Genomic DNA, 17,541 nt, shown 5'->3' with positions numbered 1-17,541 from the left:
TGTCCGTTATGGAACATACGCAGGAAGAACTCACCGCCAGATTGAAAGACAATGTAATGTATTCGAAAAAAGGCAGCTTGAATATTATTAATAAGGAAATTCCTTTTGAGGAAGAGAGCCGCGGTTTGGATCCAAGGGTGAGGAACTTTCTGGCAAACGAAGTCGACCCGAATGCAAGACGTCCCCTCACAATCGATGACCTGGAGGTTACTCGGAGCAAAACAGAAGTGAATAACAAAGATTTAAGCCGAGGCATCCATTCGGAAACTGCGAAGTTTGTTTATGCAGATCATGAAGTTCCCTTAGGGATCTATAACCAGACAGAGGAAAAAAAGCCGGTGCTTATTTATCTTCATGGGGCGGATTTTTTGAGCGGGATGTAGAGGTCATGGGAAATATATGCAAACTGTTGGCGCAAGAGGCCAATGCAGGAGTAGTAGGTGTAAACTATCGCCTTGCCCCGGAGCATCCTTATCAGGAAGGGTTGGACGACTGTCTGGAAACAGTGCGCTATATTTATGAAAACCCCGAAAAGTTTAATGTGGATGCTGAAAAAATCGGTCTTGTCGGAGATAGCGTAGGGGGTAATTTCGCACTTGGCGTGCATCAATTAAGTGAAGAGGAAGAGTGGAAGATAAGTTACATAGGGTTGCTGTGTCCACTTGTGGATTTATCTGACGTCTCCCGGAATACTTGGAATATCAACCACTACGACACGACAAAGGATTACGACTTGATATATCAGGAGCTTGTGACCATGAAGGACTCGCTTCTTTTCATTCAGTCGCTGTATCTTACAAATTTAGAAGATGTGCTGCTGCCGCTCGTTTCTCCTTTGCTGCGTGAAGTAAAAACTACCTTGCCGCCAATCACGCTCGTGACGGCAGAATTCGATTTTCTGCGCATTCAGGGAGAAGAGTTTTCAGCACAGCTGGTAAATGCCGGCGTCCCGGTACGGCATATTGAATACAAAGGAATGGACCACGCCTTCGTCAGAAAGCTGGGCTACTATCCTCAAGCAGCGGATGCTATAAAAGAAATTGCCAGCCACTTTTTAGAGGAGCTGCGGTAAACTTTAATAAATTTGGATAAAAAAACTCCCTCGCCTTGAACTGTTTGTTCAGGGTGGGGGAGTTTTGATTTTTATGCAGTTAATTTCCCCAATATTACTTTTATTTTATTTCTGTAAAAAAGGATTTAGAAGAAGGAGAATCGGTTATTTACGGAGAAACAAACTACAATCTTTCGGTGCTGGAACCCTTGGAGCCACTGGACTTATGCAGCAGGAGATTTTGGACATAGAGGAGGATTATTTATGCCGAGCATGAAAGACAGAGGAGATTATCTCGAATTTACAACTGGAGCCTCGCGGGTGATTTTTACGAAACAGTGCAAACTCACAAGGACGATCAATGATTTGCTCGTCGGGATCTTCTTCGTGTTCGGCAGCTTGCTCAATTTTCTCGGAGCAGCGGAATTCTATGGCAATGTGCTGTATCTTCTCGGCAGTTCGATTTTAGCCGCCCGTGCCGTCTACAGCATCAGGGAAAACATTCGGGTGGAGCATGAAGTGAAGCAGCAGAGTTTTGATGAACCGGGAATTGAAGTGGAAGGTGCGAATTGGGATTGAAAGCATATGACCATCCGACGCCAAGAGTATTGCATTCTTGGCATCGGATGTTTTTTAATAATCGCTTCCCTGCGCCAAACACAGGGAGTGCCTGGATTAAGCTCTTCTTATTATTTGGGTAAATTCAGTTGCCACGAAACTCCATAACGGTCATTCAGCCAGCCGAATTTCTTACTGAATCCATAATCACCTATGGGCATAAGAGCTTGTCCGCCTTCATTCAGTTTTTGATAAAGGCTGTCAATTTCTTCTTCCGTGCTGCAAGTGACATAGAGTGAGAACGAAGGTGTGAAAGAGAACTCGTGTTTTATATTGCTGTCTATACACATGAATTCCTGGCCTTTCAGGGTGAAAGTTGCCTGCATAACAGTTCCTTCATCGCCCCCTTCATTTGGACCATATCGAATGAGGTTTGAAATTGCTGAATCCTCAATCAGTGATGTGTAAAAATTCATTGCTTCTTCTGCTTTGCCCTCTTGAAACATTAAAAACGGTGTGACTTTTTCCATTATCAATCCACTCCTTTTAGTATCCGTATTTTATATTACTCTTTAACTATTCTATCCTTTCTACACTGAAACTGCGCGTTAGTTCAACAAGGCTTGTTAAATTCAGCTGAAATAAATATAAATATGTTTGCCTGCCTGGGAAATAAACCAAGATGGACTGCAAAAGCATCCACTCCTAAGAGTAAAGAAATGTTAGGAGCGGATGCTTTCTGTCATCTATTCTTCGTCTTCGCTTTTCCGTTCTCTTTCTTCATCATCTTTCGGCTTGTAATCTTCTTTGTAAAAAGCCTGTTTTGCACCTTCGGCGATCTGCTGAGCTGCGTTGACATCCATTTCGTCTCCGGTCAACTCTTCATCCCACTGTTTCTTATCGCTCATTTTGGCAGCTCCTTTCGTTTGATAGAGTTTAGTGTTTTATTTCCCATTTAGGTTATGAGATAAACGGTTCGTCGGCGATGCGAGATAAATGCTGAGTGTGTAATGAATGATCGTGTGTGAGAAGGAATAATTTCCTTGATTGTTGAATTTATTTTAAGAGGTGAGGGCTTTCGAAGCTTATTCGAAATTAGTGTGTATAAAAGGGAGGAATTTAATTGAGCTACAAGATTGTTACGCTGCCGTCCTATCGGGCAGTGGGGTTGAAATGGGAGGGAACGTTTGCTGAAATCGTGCCGGATTTAAAGAATGTTATTCGGCAGGCCAAAGAGCGTGCTGATGAATTGGAGCATAAGGTGAATCCCGGCGTTCAGCTTGGTTTATCGTATCATGTGGTCGAGGATGGTTTTGCGCATTACGCGGTGTATGAAGTGAGTGAGGAGCAGGAGATACCGGAGGGGATGGTTGAGATCTGGGTGCCGGAATGGACTTATGTGATGACGGCGCATCCCAAAGGCGAAGATGTCCAGCAGACGTATACGGATTTGCATCAGTGGCTGTTCGACAGCGAGTACACGGCATTGAGGGAAGCTGGTGTAGACTATTCGGATCCGTATATGCCGATCAAGCATGAGTATTATCCGGCGGACCAGGATCCGGATGATCCGCATTTTGAGGTTTATGTGCCGGTTGTGAGGAAGTGAATGGTGCCACAGTGTCATAGTGAAAGTAAATATTTTTTTGAGATGGCGTCTCCCGTCGAGCTGCTGGTAGTAGCCGACATTACAGGAGATGCCTTTTCTTTTTTCGGGATTGTTAAGAGCCTCATAACCATCAATTTCTGGTCAGGCAATGACCGTAACTTTTGCATAGAGTGAAGTAGTATAAATAAATAAAAAGAAAACCCGGGAATCGATTGGATTCCTGGGTGTATCGTAAATTATATTATATTATGCTTTTATTCCCACAGACCAGGGCTGCGGCCAAAGAATAGCTACATCATGTTTAACAGACCAAGGCTGCGGCCAAAGAATAGCTACGTCATGTTTAATAGACCAAGGCTGCGGCCAAAGAATAGCTACATCGTGTTTAACAGACCAAGGATTCGCTGTTTCGACTGTCACTCCAGAAACTTCTTTAATTGTAGCTGTATTATTATCTTCATATGTAGTGAACCCGTCGTTTGCTAGAACGCCAACCAATCCGAATGTAACTACCGCTAAAGTTAAACCGACTTTTCTTATCATGTTGATATTCCCCCTGTTTTTTGATTAATCAATAGATATTGCTTTTCTGTAAATGGCTCCGGCTTTCCGATATAATTCCATTGCTTTTTCCTTTTGGTCAACACTGCGGTAATGGTCAGCCACAAGTGTGCAATAGTAGGCTTGATCCATATCATAACCTTTGGCAAAAATATGTGGAAGCACTTCCATTTCAGCAAGATATTCAAAGCGTTCATGGTTCTCATACAACAATGCCTTCATCAAGTGGAATTGATTGAATACTTCAGCGACAAACTGATTGGATAAAATACTATCTTCCATTTCATACGTAGTCTGCGTACCGCGTTCACACCATTTCAAGGCTTTGTCTTTCCTCCCCAATTCCCAGTTGGCTTTAATCAGAGTTGTATAGCAACGAAGTTCCTCGATGATGCTCCCTGATTCGATAATTCTCAAACACTTTTCCGTATGCCGTATCGTCGCTTCGAAATCTTGGGATAAAAAGTAAAGATAACCAAAGTTGTACTCAACAATAAACTCAAGTTCCGGCAGATTGACCTCTTCAATTACCTTCGCTGCCATTTGTAAATGATTTAGACCATTTTTGATATTACGTGTTCTATGTTCCGCCAAACTAATACAAACATGACATTCTGCTATTCTCTTTGGATAAAACATACTATGATACAATTCAAGCGCTTTTTCCGCAAAATATACCGCATCCCGTGGTTTTACAAGTTGTCCGGATGTAATACCCAACGTATAATAAAGGTCTGCCATTTCAGGCGAAGGCAAATCTAAAGGGGCGGATGTCAAACAGCCCTGATATATATTCATCGCCTCTTGATAATCACCTTCAGAATAATAAATGTTTCCTCTGTATTTGTTTAGGAAGAATAACTGATGACTATTCATCAAATCTTTAAACTTACAAGCCTGTTCATACGTTTCTAAAGCCGCATTTACATCGCCCGTAACGATATAGTATCGGATTGTATGTACCAATAACTCAACACGGTAAATTTCTTTCAAATGCTCTTTATTTTGATTTTGAACATAATCGAACGCTTCAATCATTTTCGAGCGGCTCTTAATGTGTGTCAGTAATGACTTCAACTCCAAAATACCATTTTCCATTAAAGGCAGTACGAAAGGATCTAAAGGAATACCTAATCGAAGACAGAGCTTTTTATATACTTTGTCCTCTACTGGAAATTGTTCCATTTCGGCTAGTCGTAAATTTTCTTGCGAAAGGTTTCCTGCAGCAAGTTCTTTTAAAGATAATCCTTGTTCAATGCGATGATACTTTATCCTTAAACCTCTGCCATAATTTTCGAGTTTTGATTTGTATATACCAGCTCCTTCACTACTGTATACAGTAGTACTTGAAGAAATTTCACGCAGCATAGTCACTAGATGACTTCCCCCTTGTAATGATAAACCACTTTCTCTATCTATTTCGGGTCTCTTAAGTTTCATTCCCTCAAATATTATACCATCTGAATGAATTCAAACCACTAAATTTATCCAGTAAAATAGCCTATTTTCAATGACAATAGGCACTGTTAGAATTTTTTTATGAACCTTTATACCTACTTTATAATAAGCTTTTATTTTCTTCTTTATAAGCACTCCTTAGAAGCTGTTCTTACCAAAATCATCACTATGATATAATTATTGATATTTTAATGGGTTATTAATTCTGATAATTTAGGAGGGCTCCTTTGGGAAAGCGAATTTTAATGGGTTCCGTATTAATGGTGCTGATCCTTGTCGATGCGGTTCTAGTGATGACGAGGGAAGCGGACAACACGCCGCCAGAAGTGCAGGGCGTTGAAAAGGATTTGTATAATGAACCGGTTACGCCGATTTTTGGTGAAGGTACGGGTGAGTTGAATGGTGAAGAGTTCGCTAGCGGTACGGCCATCTCGGAAGACGGCGCTTATACGCTGGAAGTGACAGACGACAATGGAAATGCGGCTGTGAAAGAATTTACGATTGACCAAACGGCGCCGGAAAAGCCGGCTGTCGGTGAAGTGGATGATAAGACGGAAACGATAGAAGGAAGTGCTGAGCCGAACAGCAAAGTGAAAGTGTGGTCGGATGAGGAACTCCTGGCGGTTGGGATGTCGGATGATGACGGCAGGTTCAGTTTGCCATTGGCTGCTCTTGCTGAGGGTTCTGCAGTTTTTATTGCGGCAATTGATTCAGCGGGAAACCAAAGTGCGATGACTGAGGTTGAAGTGCGCGACGTCACAGCACCGGATGCGCCGCAAGTGGCTGAAGTCACTGACAGCGATGATCGGATTGAAGGACAGGCGGAGGCTGGTTCGACCGTTTTCATCTATGCGGGTGACGACAAGCTTGCTGAGATGGAAGCGGAAGATGGGAAGTTTTCTGCTCCGGTCGAACGATTAGAGGGCGGGAAGGAAATTCTGGTGTATGCCGTGGACGGGGCAGCCAATAAGAGTGAGGCGGTGACTGTGACCGTCAAAGATGGAACCGCGCCGGCTGCACCGGAAGTCAATGCGGTGGCAGCTGGAGCGACGGCCGTTTCCGGGAAAGCGGAGGCGGGAGCTGTCGTTCGTGTTTTTGCCGGGGATGAGAAAATAGGCGAGGCCACTTCTGGTGCCGATGGTTTATTCGAGGTTAAAATTACTCAGCAGGCGAGCGGGACGGAGCTGGTGGTTACGGCCACTGATGCGGCTGGCAATAAAAGCGGTGCGCGGACTGTAAAAGTGGGCAGTAGCCAGGGAGCGGCGATTGAGCCGACATATATCGACGGCATTCTGGTCGCCAATAAAAAATACGGTCTTCCGCCAAGCTATGCGCCAGGCGTCGATCCGACAGCCCAGTCAGCGTTGAATCGGATGCTTGCGGATGCGGCGAAAGCGGGCCACGAATTGAGCATCATCAGTTCTTACCGGTCTTATTCGTACCAGAAGGATTTATATAATCGCTATGTAGCCACGCATGGCGAGGAACAGGCCAAGCGATTTGCGGCACTGCCGGGTCACAGTGAACACCAGACGGGGCTGGCGTTTGATCTCGGCGGTACCGAAAGCGAGGGTGATTGGCTGAGCGGTTCATTCGGCGATACGCCGGCTGGCAAGTGGCTCGCTTCGAATGCGCATGAATATGGTTTTATTGTGCGCTATCTGAAAGGCAAAGAAGCCATCACCGGCTACATTTACGAGCCGTGGCATTTCCGCTACCTGGGCGTCGAAAACGCGACGGCTGTTTATAATAGCGGATTGACGCTGGAGGAGTATTTGGGGATTAGCGGGAGGTAGGTTGTTGGTGGTGGGGTGAGGATATTGGGTGGAAATTGGCGAACGTCGATATAATCTTCTGAGCGGTGATATAATTTCCTGAGCGTTGATATAATTCGCTGAGCGTTGATATAATTCCCTGAACGCCCGATTAACTCACTGAACGCCTGAATAATTTTCTGAACGCCCGAATAACTCGCTGAGCGCCTGAATAATTTTCTGAACGCCCGATTAATGCCAAGATTACAGATATCTCCTGATATTCAGACGCTAATATGAAAAAATGCTGTATAAAACCCTAATTAGCCCCATTAAGGTGGCCATTTCTTCAAATATCAAATTCAAAAGACTGAATGGATGCTTTTCGCAGGCGAAAAGCGATAAAAGATTTAGATACTAGTTTAGAACGATTGCAGAATTTCCATACTAATTGCGTATATGAAAAAGCTGTCGCCAGAAAGCCCATAGGGTTTCTGGCGACAGCTCTTCTTCTTGTTTTATTGGTCACGCGTCAGCCGCTTCGTCTTCAGCAATCACTTGCTGCAAAGCCTGGACGAACAGCTCAGTCGGCTGTGCGCCAGTGAGAGCATATTTTTTATTGATCAGATAAAATGGCACACCGTTAACGCCGATCTGACGGCCTTCTTCTTCATCCGCGCGGACGGCATCCGCCATGTCGCCGCTGGCAAGCATCGCTTTGACGGCTTCGCGGTCGAGGCCAACTTCGGCAGCGAGGTCCGCCAAGGTTTCGTGATCGCCGATGTGCTTGGACTCCGTGAAGTAGGCATGGAGAATGCGTTCGGTCATTTCGGCCATCAAGCCGTGTTCTTTCGCGAACATGGTCAGGCGATGGGCGTCGAAGGTGTTGGTTAGAATCAGTGTATCCATTTTATAATCCAGGCCGGACTCTTTCGCCATCTGGACCATATTTTCTGTATTCGCTTTCGCTTGCTCGATCGTCATGCCGTATTTCTTGGCAAGTTTCTCGTGCATATTTTCTTTGATATCCCGCTCTATCGTCGGATCCAGCTCGAAGCTTCTGTACGTCACTTCGATCGGATGGTCAATCTTCTGAATGGCGTCTTCCAGACGCCGTTTGCCAATATAGCAGAATGGTCAAGCAAAGTCTGTCCACATTTCAATCTTCATGGTCATATCCCTCCAAAAATGTCGTTAAATAATAGGATATAAGAAATTGGGGGGAATTACACGTGATTAGATTTGGAGGATGACTGCATCGATAAGTAGCTGGACGAGAGGGGAATTGGCGAATGCGGATATAATTTTCTGAGCGCGGATATAAACTGCTGAACGCGGATATAATTTTCTGAGCACGGATATATTTCCCTGAATGCGGATATCCGCATTAATTTCCGAAAAGAGAAAGTTAAAAAAGATAGCAACTTACTGGCAGAACCGGCTATGCTTCAAATCTTAAGATCAAAAGACCTGAATGGATGCTTTTCGCAGGCGAAAAGCGAAAAAGAAAGGAAAAAATCAATAAAATGAAGGCCAAGCAAAGCGAAGCTTAACAAACTGTTATGCTTCGCTTTTTCTATGCTATTTTAACCAGTAAATATTCTATCCGCCCATTTTTTTAACCGCTTTTTAACCTTTATAGGCTACGCTTGCCGAAACGAACACGAATGGCTGGATTGCACAGGAAATCCACTGTATGAACGGCTTCCCATCGATATTGACAAACTTGTATTTATTTCATATTTCAATAACTGATCGGCTTATGGATGCTTTGTCTGTAACTGCTGTAAAATCAACCGCTTTTACATTTTGCACGAAGATAAAGGGGGGACGGAATATGGAAATACAGTCAACTCGGTTAATGGAAAAAATCCGTCAGCAAAAGGCCGTAATTGGAGTGATCGGACTGGGGTATGTGGGTTTGCCGCTGGCTATTGCATTCGCGAAAGCAGGATTTACCGTCTATGGATTTGATGTGGACACGGAAAAAATCAAAACTTTGAAAGCCGGTAAATCGTATGTCATCGACAGTAAAGACGAAGACGTTGCTGCAATTGTGGAGAGCGGGCATTTTAAGCCGACTGCTGATTTTTCCGATATTCGGCTGCTGGATGCTGTAAGTATTTGTGTACCGACTCCTTTAAATAAATCCCATGAGCCGGACATGTCTTATATCATTTCAGCGGTGAACGATATCAAGAAAAATATGCATACTGATTTTTTGATTACATTGGAAAGCACGACTTATCCGGGGACTACGGAAGAATTGATTGAAAAAGAGCTTGCTGCAGAAGGGTATGCCGTCGGGAAAGATTATTTCCTGTGCTTTTCACCGGAACGGATAGATCCTGGAAACGCGGTATTTCATACTGGAAACACACCCAAGGTCCTGGGCGGAACAACAGCTTCCTGTACAGAACATGGGGTTTTTTTATATCAGCAAATAGTTGAACAGATCGTTCCTGTGTCCTGTCCGAAAGTGGCGGAGATGACGAAATTGCTGGAAAACACTTTCCGCAGTATCAACATAGCATTTATCAATGAAATGGCGATGATGAGCGATAAGCTCGGGATTGATATATGGGAAACGATCGAAGCGGCTGATACGAAGCCTTTCGGATTCATGAAATTCTCGCCGGGTCCCGGAATTGGCGGCCATTGCATTCCGCTCGATCCGATGTATTTATCCTGGAAAGCCAGAGCCAGCAATTTCTACAGTAAGTTCATTGAAATCGCGCAAGAAACCAATAAAGGGATGCCGAATTACGTTATCAGCAAAGTGAGCGAAGCGCTGAATTTACGCAGCCGCTCCATCAGGGGATCCCAGATCCTCATTCTCGGTATGGCTTATAAACCGGATATTGACGATGTCCGGGAGTCGCCGGGTCTGGAAATCTATGAACTGCTGAAAGGGTACGGGGCAATTTTAGATTATAACGATCCATATGCCCGGAGCTTCAAGGATAAAAACGGGGATAAGGTGGAATCTGTGGAATTGGACTATGCCCATATAGGCGCATATGACTGCATCCTCCTGCTGACAAAGCATTCCGATTACGATTACCGGATCATCGGAGAAAAAGCGAAGATAATCGTCGATACAAGAAATGCGTTCGAACATCAAAGCAATGTCGTAAAACTGGGCGCTCCTACCAATAACGCTGAAAAGAATTTCATTGTGAAAACAGCGGTCATCCATAGAAAAGGATATTTTCGAACATATCAGATCAGAAAATAAAGGCAAAGGGATGATGGGGCATGAAAGTGTTAATCGTCTGCAGCGGGGACTGGCTGGAACGGTGGGCCAGTTTCATCGAAGCCATAGGGGAGAAAGACAGCGTTGAATTGACCGTCGCTACGACAAAAGGCAACAGTTTCACGATGGACAGGATCCAAAAGCTCAATGATGTCGGAATAAAAACGGTCATGTTCAAGTCCATACCAGGTAAATGGACCGGTTTTGAAGCCAGTACCGTCTACGGCAAAGGAATCGGCAATTTGATCCGTTCCGGCTTTGATGCGGTCCATTTTATCGCTGAAGCTTCTTATATCGGCACTTACCAGTTTTTAAGAAGCATCCGGAAACTGGCCCCGGAAACTGTCACGACGATACGGGCGGCGCAGAATGTCGTGAAGCATTTCCCTTATCCATTCAAAAAAATAGAAGAATACAGCTATCAGCAATTCGACGCCATCATTCCTTTATTCAAAGATCAGGAAGAAGTGCTGCGCCAAAAAGGGTATCTGGGCAAAACGTATTTTATCGGCAATGGATTTGACCATCATTTATTTCGTCCGAGTGAAACGGCTGTCCGGAACGAGCCATATCATTTTGGCTTTGTCGGCTATTTTGAACATTATAAAGGGATCTACACCCTGTTGAATGCTTTGAAAATCCTGGAGAACGAAAATTTTAAACTGACGATGATTGCCAAAGGCAACGAAAAAGAACAATTTCTTCAACAAGCGGAAAAAATGAACATCCAGGATAAAATCCATGTCCATGATTTGATACCGCAAACCCGGCTGCCCGAGTTCCTGAACCAGATCGACGCTTTGATCCTGCCTTCCGAAGAAGCGTATTACTTAAGGAAAAACAAACTGAAGTTCATGCCGAAATTCAAGCCGCATTTGGTCAAAGAGCAGTTTGGCAGGGTGCTGGTCGAAGCGATGGCCTGCAGAAAAGTGGTGATCGGCTCCACTTGCGGCGGGATTCCCCAGGTCATCGGAGATGCCGGATTGATTTTCCGGCAGAAAAATCCGAAAGAATTGGCAGCTAAGATGAAACTGCTGATTGACGATGAACAATTGAATGAAATCTTACAGGCAAAAGCTTTTGAAAAGGCGAACACGGACTATACGTGGGATAAAATCGCCTCGAAATATGTGGGAGTGTGGGAAGAATTGATCCAAAAAAGAGGGTAATCATATGCTCATCTTGATATCTGCGGTTTTGCTGATGTTTGCCGTTTCCAGTTTGGCCGTCACCAAAGAAAAGACATTCCTTATATGCTTGTTTGTGATGACTTGGATACCGTATTACCGGATATTTTCGACGCCTTCACTGACACATTATTATCAGACGGGAATCATTCTCTTGCTGTTTTTCGTGTTGGTGCTGAAATATCTGCCGCGGTTCCTGGCGGATGACATGGTGGTCCGCACAGGCCCCCTTGCAAAGGAAATGCTGTTCCTCTTGCTGTTCGCTGTGTTTTTCTTTGGAATCGGCACCATCAGAGGGAACAGCATCACCAACTCATTGGGGCAATTATTCATCTTTGCGGAAATCGTGATTTTTTACTTTATCACTTATAACCTTTTGTATGGGATCGACCTTCAGAAGTTTATCCGTAAGTTTGTGGGAGTTTTGATGTTTTCCGTCTGTGCCGGCGCTGTCTTAGTGGCTATTGGAATTTTTCCGCCGACCACGGTTTTTACCCCCATGGAGCATTTCAGGATCGTTTTGTCAGCGCCGCTTTTTTCCTGGTTTATCGCCGCCTATCTCATCCAGGAGCTCGCTTTTACCAATAAAAGAAATTTCCATCTGCTGATTTATCTTCTGCCTTTCCTGCTTTTTGTCTACCTTTCACATTTCAGGTCCTATTGGCTGGGCTTTGTATCCACCGTGTTTATGATCTATTTGCTGAATTTCCTCGCCACTAAAGGCATCACGATCAGCACGAAAAGGATTTTATTGAATATCGGACTGGCTGCAGGTGCAGTGGCGCTGTATTTCTATACTTTAGTGTATGATGTGGAATTTCTGGATTACGGTTTTGAAAGGATCTATCTCGCAGCCAGCTTCCAGGATCCTTCTGTACTCACCAGAATGGAGGAAATGAAAGAACTGGGCAAACTGGTCAAAGAAAATGCCTTATTCGGCAGTGGGCTCGGTGCCGAGTACATGTCGTTTTCACACAGCGCCGGCCATATGGTGTCAAAAAATTATATCCATAATATCGTCTACTTCTTCCTGTTCAAATCCGGGTTTGTCGGCTTTGGAATAATATTGGCTGTAGTGGCCAGCATATTCTATAAATTATTTTTGAAACAGATCAGGAAAGCGGATTTCACAAAAGAGCAAATCAATCTGGCAATTGTCCTCTTTTCTTTTATCATCGGTCTGTCGATTGCGTCGCTGTCCGAACCGGAAATCATCAATTTTTTATATACACCTTTTATCGGTATACTCTTATCCCTTTTGTCATTGAATACTAAAAAGGAATGATCAGAGCCATGATAAATCTCAGTATACTCATACCTGTATATAATGAAGAGAAATTTATAAACGCGTTCTGGGACTTCTTACAGGAGCAGGATTTGCCGAGTGACAGCTACGAAGTGATTTTCATCGACGGAAATTCCACAGATCATACATTAGAGGAACTGAACAAGATCAAAGAGCGGAACGAAAATTTGGCGATCAAAATTTTGAGCAATCCGAAGCGGATGATTGCGACTTCTTTGAATGTGGGCCTGAAAGAATGTGCCGGTGACTATGTCGTCAGGCTGGATGTCCACAGTAGAATTCCAGTCAATTATTTGTCTGAAATCTACCTTTTGCTGCAAAGCGAGCCCTTGAAGTACTGCAACGTTGGCGGGCGGACAGTCACTCAAGGCTATGACCCGTATTCAACCCTTGTCGCGAAAGCCTTATCGAATAAATGGGTGATCGGTGGCGCCAAGTTTCGCTACAGCTCCAAAGTCGAAGAAGTGGATACTTTGTTTCCGGGAGCCTGGCTCAAACAGGACCTGTTGCTGGTCGGCGGCTGGAACGAAGAATGGAAAATCAATGAAGACGTCGAGCTGAACTGCCGGTTAAGAAAAGAGACATTGAAAAAAATCATGTTAAATCCGAGCATCGAGATTTTCTATTTTCCCCGCAATACCATGGGCGGTCTGGTGAAACAGTATTTCAATTATGGGTATTGGCGGATCAAAACAGCAAATGCCCATCAGGAGTCAATCCGGCTATCACATATTCTGCCATTGTTCGTCTTATTCTGGCTGCTTGCAGCGGGCGGCTTGCTGGTCTTGGATCCGGAGCTTTTCCTTTATTTTGCCATTCTGAGCATCTCGTTATATGCCGTTTATATGCTGTCACTCGGCATGGCTCTTTTTAAACCCAAAGACATCGCCATCGGCCTCACGATTATATTTATTGTCCAGTCATCATGGATCATCGGCTCTTACGCCGGATACGTCAAATTCGGTTTTCCTTTCACAGGATACCTTGCGCTATTTAAAAGGTCCCTTGTATGAAACTGCTGAAAATCAGTGCGGTGATGATGGCGATTTCTTTACTGATAAAAGTATCGGGCCTGTTCCGGGAAGTGGTGATCGGGAAATATTTCGGCGTCAGCGCAGTGTTGGACCAGTACGTCTTGGCTTCGCTTTTTCCGATCATTTTAGCGTCATCTTTGGCATCTTCGATTAATATCGTAGGAATAAAACACATCTCCAAAGCGGGTGAAGCCAAGAAACAGAGCACGGAATTATTCAATAGCTTAATTTTTCTCAGTCTGATCCTGTCAAGTGCCGCTTTAATAACCGGCTTAATACTGTATGCCAGCGATGCTGTTTCGATGCCTGTTTTCTTGCTGTTTCTCATCATGTTGCCGTCCGTCACATTTTTCGTCTTCAATGGTTATTTTAAAAGCTTGCTGCATTACCACAATCGTTTTTACCTGTCGAATTTCGTTGCGCTGCCTTATAATTTGTTCATTATCCTATTTGCCATTTTGTTCAATTGGAGCGATCAGCATATTTACTTTCTCGCAGCCGGTACAGCATTGGGAGTTCTGTTCCAGACCTTATGGTTGTATGCCGCAGCGAGAAAACATGGTTTATTTCAAATTGCCGGATTCAGAATCAAAGGGAATAACACCTTGGCTATTCTTAGACTGGTGCCTTTTGTGGTTGCCGGAAGCATCATTCTGCCGGTGAACCTGGTCATTGACAGAGTGCTCGCCACTTATTACGGGGAAGGCAGCATTTCACTGATCAACTACGCCAATAATCTGATTGCGATTCCGCTCGGCCTGATCATTACAAACATTTTCTCTGTCTATTTCCCTTTATTGGCGAGACTGATTCAAAGAAGGAAAAACAGGACCATTACAAAAATCATCAGCAAAAGTTATAAATACTTGCTTTACCTGTCGGTGGCGATGCTGTTCGCGCTGCCTTTCGTGGAGCCCGTCCTCAGGCTGCTTTTCTACCGGGGTGAATTCAGGGCAGAAGAAATTCAGCAATTAGCGAAAATCGTCATTTACTATTTTCCGCTCGTTATCGGCATGTGCCTGTACGAAATCATCAGCCGGATTTTCTATATGAAAGGTGACAAGAAAAGTATATATTTGCTGATCTTGCTCATCACTTTTGCGAATCTCATCTTTTCATTTTTCTTTTCAGTATTTTTGAATATTTACGGCTTGCCGCTTGGTACCGGGCTTGCGTTTCTGCTGGTTTCCTGGCTCTTCCTGAATCATTATAAAAAAGCATCAGCAGTGTGAAAGCGGCTTTTCATTTAGGATGTAAAGTTTTTTGGAAATTAAATATAGAAACATAAACAATATTAAGCATGAACTGAAAGTCCTAATGTAACTATTGCTTCATTTTTAAGGATCAGCGTTATTTAACCTATTTTTAACCTTATTTTAACCTGTGGATTATAGAATATTTCTAAGATAAAACACTGATTATAGCAGAAGGAGGAGGATGTTAGAGCAGCAGAACAGAGCAGTTTTCTGATGGTTTTATTTTTGGTGTAATCGGAATTTTTGGGAATTTATGCCCAATTTTTTTGATTATGGAAATGGACAGAAATCGAAGATTGAAGCGGCGCCTTCACATTGACTTGGGATCAGAGGAGGTCATAAAAATGAATATTCAATTTTCCCCACCGGATATATCAGAAGCGGAAATCAACGCTGTTATAGAAGTTCTCAGATCCGGCTGGATTACCACAGGACCCAAGACAAAACTGTTTGAAAAAACGATTGCCGAGTATGTGAATACGCCGAAAGCGGTTTGCCTGAATTCAGGAACAGCTGCCATGGAACTGACTTTACGGATTTTGGGTGTCGGGGAAGGGGACGAAGTCATTACCTCCGCTTATACCTATACAGCCACCGCCAGTGTGATTCAGCATGTCGGAGCCAAAATTGTGCTCATTGACACGGCACCTGATTCTTATGAGATGAATTACGATTTGATGGAGCAGGCGATTACAAGCAAGACGAAGGCCATCCTGCCAGTGGATATCGCAGGCGTGATGTGCGATTACAACAGGATCTTCGAAGCGGTGAACAATAAAAAACATCTTTTCGTTCCCGCGAGCGATCTGCAGCAGGCAATGGGAAGAATAACGGTTATTGCAGATGCCGCCCATTCTTTTGGTGCCAGCTACAATGGCCGGAAAAGCGGCGAAGTCGCTGATTTTACCTGTTTCTCTTTCCACGCAGTGAAGAATTTGACTACCTGCGAAGGGGGAGCTGTAACGTGGAACAGCATTGCAAGTGTGCCGGATGAAGAAATCTACCGTCATTTCATGCTGCTGTCACTTCACGGCCAGTCGAAAGATGCATTGGCCAAAGCGCAGACCGGCTCCTGCGATTATGACATCATCTATCCGGGCTATAAATGCAATATGACCGACATTGCAGCGGCCATCGGTTTGGCACAATTCAGCAGATACCCTGAACTGTTGAAGAAAAGAAGGGAGATCATTGAAACCTATGACCGGGCATTGGCGAACAGCAATGTAGCAATCTTGGAGCATTTCACAGTTGCTTCTGAATCCAGCGGCCATTTATATCTTGTGCGCATGACCGGCATGTCTGAAGCCGAACGCGGTGAAATCATCCGGGCAATGGCTGAGAAAGGAATTTCTACGAATATCCATTATAAACCGCTGCCAATGCTGACAGCTTACAAAAACATGGGATTTGATATCAAAGATTTCCCGTACGCCCATCTTCAGTATCTCAATGAAATCTCGTTGCCGGTTCATACCTTATTGAGCGAAGAAGATGTTCTATATATTTGTGACAGCCTGAATTCAATGCTGCTGAATCGGTTGGTGTCTTGACGCTGTGAAGTTTCATGTGAATGATTTATGAGATCGTGGCTCTTAAAGGAGTTGTACTCATGAGAAAAAAGCCTGCTGAATACGTGAAAGAAGTTATGATCCGAGTATTTGACATTTTCCTCTCCATAGCCGGAATTATCATTCTGTCGCCGCTTCTGTTATTAATTGCCCTGGCGGTTATTCTCGATTCCGGGTATCCGGTTTTATTCAAACAAGAAAGAGTCGGACTTCATAAAAGGCATTTCCGTATTTTGAAATTCAGGACCATGACGAATAATTCGGCCGGCACATTAATAACAGTTGGCGCAGACTGCCGCGTGACCCGAATCGGAAAATTTCTGCGGGCCACTAAAATGGACGAACTGCCGCAATTGTTCAACGTGATAAAAGGCGACATGGCTTTAGTCGGCCCGCGTCCTGAAGTGCCTGAATATGTGAAGCATTATCTCGACGCTGAAAATGACATCTTTTCGGTGCGCCCGGGAATAACAGACTACGCCTCCATCTTATACAGAAGAGAATGCGATTTACTGGGCGAGGCCAGCGATCCGGAATACATTTACATCAACGAAGTGATGCGGGACAAATTGAGAATAAACCTGGAGTACATGTCCAGAAGGTCCCTGTGGGGAAACCTGAAAGTGATTTTGCTGACAGTAGTGATGTTGTTTAAGTGACGGGGAGTGAAAAATTGTGTGGTTTGAGATTACTGTTTTGTTTGGAAGTGAAAGGAGCCGTGTTTTGTAACCCGAAAAGGTTACAAGACGCGGCTTTAGTATTTTAGTGGAAGAAGTGTAGAAAGAGATTGATGAGTTGAGGAAAAGGCGAACGCGGATATAAATCGCTGAACGCGGATATAATTTCCTGAGCGCGGATATATTTGGACTTTAGTCAAGAAAGTGGACAGTAGTTTCTAATAAAATTCTCATTAAAATTCCTACCGCACTTCGTTTGGTGA

17 protein-coding genes are annotated in these 17,541 nt (G+C 44.0%); 12 read left to right on the top strand and 5 right to left on the bottom strand.

What is annotated here, in order from left to right:
* Positions 1-8: 8 nt before the first annotated feature.
* The 3 genes from D2910_RS15685 (at position 9) to D2910_RS15675 (ending at position 1,630) form a co-directional block, all read left to right on the top strand.
* On the top strand, positions 9-383 hold the full coding sequence (locus D2910_RS15685; RefSeq protein ID WP_117314149.1) for a hypothetical protein: 375 nt from the start codon (positions 9-11) through the stop codon (positions 381-383).
* A 5-nt stretch (positions 384-388) separates the two neighbouring features.
* Positions 389-1,072 (top strand): alpha/beta hydrolase, encoded by a 684-nt coding sequence (locus D2910_RS15680; RefSeq protein WP_117314148.1) that lies wholly within the window; start codon positions 389-391, stop codon positions 1,070-1,072.
* A gap of 243 nt (positions 1,073-1,315) precedes the next feature.
* Positions 1,316-1,630 (top strand): YrhK family protein, encoded by a 315-nt coding sequence (locus tag D2910_RS15675; RefSeq protein ID WP_117314147.1) that lies wholly within the window; start codon positions 1,316-1,318, stop codon positions 1,628-1,630.
* Positions 1,631-1,740: 110 nt separating this feature from the next.
* On the opposite strand, the gene D2910_RS15670 is transcribed toward D2910_RS15675, so the two are convergent.
* Positions 1,741-2,139 carry a VOC family protein gene (locus tag D2910_RS15670; RefSeq protein WP_117314146.1) on the bottom strand — a complete coding sequence of 133 codons (399 nt, stop codon included), beginning with the start codon at positions 2,137-2,139 and terminating at the stop codon, positions 1,741-1,743.
* Between the two features lie 216 nt (positions 2,140-2,355).
* A complete protein-coding gene (locus D2910_RS16980) occupies positions 2,356-2,517 on the bottom strand; it encodes a hypothetical protein (protein WP_165850202.1) in 162 nt (53 codons plus the stop codon).
* A gap of 215 nt (positions 2,518-2,732) precedes the next feature.
* Here D2910_RS16980 and D2910_RS15665 point away from each other — a divergent pair, with 215 nt between their 5' ends.
* Complete coding sequence (locus tag D2910_RS15665; protein ID WP_101802620.1) at positions 2,733-3,218, top strand: GyrI-like domain-containing protein; 486 nt, start codon at positions 2,733-2,735, stop codon at positions 3,216-3,218.
* Between the two features lie 246 nt (positions 3,219-3,464).
* Here D2910_RS15665 and D2910_RS15660 read toward each other — a convergent pair whose 3' ends face one another.
* Together D2910_RS15660 and D2910_RS15655 are read right to left on the bottom strand one after the other, a co-directional pair.
* Positions 3,465-3,761, bottom strand: a complete 297-nt coding sequence (locus D2910_RS15660) for a hypothetical protein (protein ID WP_117314145.1) — start codon at positions 3,759-3,761, stop codon at positions 3,465-3,467.
* A gap of 24 nt (positions 3,762-3,785) precedes the next feature.
* Positions 3,786-5,147: a hypothetical protein gene (locus tag D2910_RS15655; protein ID WP_240633636.1), complete on the bottom strand. Its 1,362-nt coding sequence runs from the start codon at positions 5,145-5,147 to the stop codon at positions 3,786-3,788.
* Positions 5,148-5,464: 317 nt separating this feature from the next.
* Here D2910_RS15655 and D2910_RS15650 point away from each other — a divergent pair, with 317 nt between their 5' ends.
* Positions 5,465-7,033: an Ig-like domain-containing protein gene (locus D2910_RS15650; protein ID WP_117314143.1), complete on the top strand. Its 1,569-nt coding sequence runs from the start codon at positions 5,465-5,467 to the stop codon at positions 7,031-7,033.
* Positions 7,034-7,516: 483 nt separating this feature from the next.
* Here the strand turns inward: D2910_RS15650 and D2910_RS15645 are convergent, their stop codons facing one another.
* On the bottom strand, positions 7,517-8,116 hold the full coding sequence (locus D2910_RS15645; protein ID WP_276310426.1) for a DsbA family oxidoreductase: 600 nt from the start codon (positions 8,114-8,116) through the stop codon (positions 7,517-7,519).
* A 712-nt stretch (positions 8,117-8,828) separates the two neighbouring features.
* Between D2910_RS15645 and D2910_RS15640 the strand changes: the two genes are divergently transcribed.
* The 7 genes from D2910_RS15640 to D2910_RS15610 all read left to right on the top strand — a co-directional run bounded on the left by D2910_RS15640 (position 8,829) and on the right by D2910_RS15610 (position 17,260).
* On the top strand, positions 8,829-10,229 hold the full coding sequence (locus D2910_RS15640) for a nucleotide sugar dehydrogenase (protein WP_117314142.1): 1,401 nt from the start codon (positions 8,829-8,831) through the stop codon (positions 10,227-10,229).
* A gap of 20 nt (positions 10,230-10,249) precedes the next feature.
* Positions 10,250-11,416 carry a glycosyltransferase gene (locus D2910_RS15635; RefSeq protein ID WP_117314141.1) on the top strand — a complete coding sequence of 389 codons (1,167 nt, stop codon included), beginning with the start codon at positions 10,250-10,252 and terminating at the stop codon, positions 11,414-11,416.
* A gap of 4 nt (positions 11,417-11,420) precedes the next feature.
* Positions 11,421-12,719 (top strand): O-antigen ligase family protein, encoded by a 1,299-nt coding sequence (locus D2910_RS15630; RefSeq protein ID WP_117314140.1) that lies wholly within the window; start codon positions 11,421-11,423, stop codon positions 12,717-12,719.
* A gap of 8 nt (positions 12,720-12,727) precedes the next feature.
* Complete coding sequence (locus D2910_RS15625; protein ID WP_165850199.1) at positions 12,728-13,753, top strand: glycosyltransferase; 1,026 nt, start codon at positions 12,728-12,730, stop codon at positions 13,751-13,753.
* Positions 13,750-15,006, top strand: coding sequence for a murein biosynthesis integral membrane protein MurJ (gene murJ, locus D2910_RS15620; RefSeq protein ID WP_117314138.1), 1,257 nt, complete (start codon positions 13,750-13,752; stop codon positions 15,004-15,006). The genes D2910_RS15625 and murJ overlap by 4 nt, the downstream gene beginning before the upstream one ends.
* Positions 15,007-15,308: 302 nt before the next feature.
* Positions 15,309-16,583, top strand: a complete 1,275-nt coding sequence (locus D2910_RS15615; RefSeq protein WP_205854619.1) for an aminotransferase class I/II-fold pyridoxal phosphate-dependent enzyme — start codon at positions 15,309-15,311, stop codon at positions 16,581-16,583.
* A 59-nt stretch (positions 16,584-16,642) separates the two neighbouring features.
* Complete coding sequence (locus D2910_RS15610; RefSeq protein ID WP_117314136.1) at positions 16,643-17,260, top strand: sugar transferase; 618 nt, start codon at positions 16,643-16,645, stop codon at positions 17,258-17,260.
* The last annotated feature ends 281 nt before the right edge of the window (positions 17,261-17,541 follow it).

Origin of the sequence: Planomicrobium okeanokoites (assembly GCF_003428875.1) — a bacterium.
In the GTDB taxonomy this organism is placed as follows: Bacteria; Bacillota; Bacilli; order Bacillales_A; family Planococcaceae; genus Planococcus; species Planococcus okeanokoites.
This window is presented reverse-complemented; position numbering and strand designations above follow the sequence as displayed.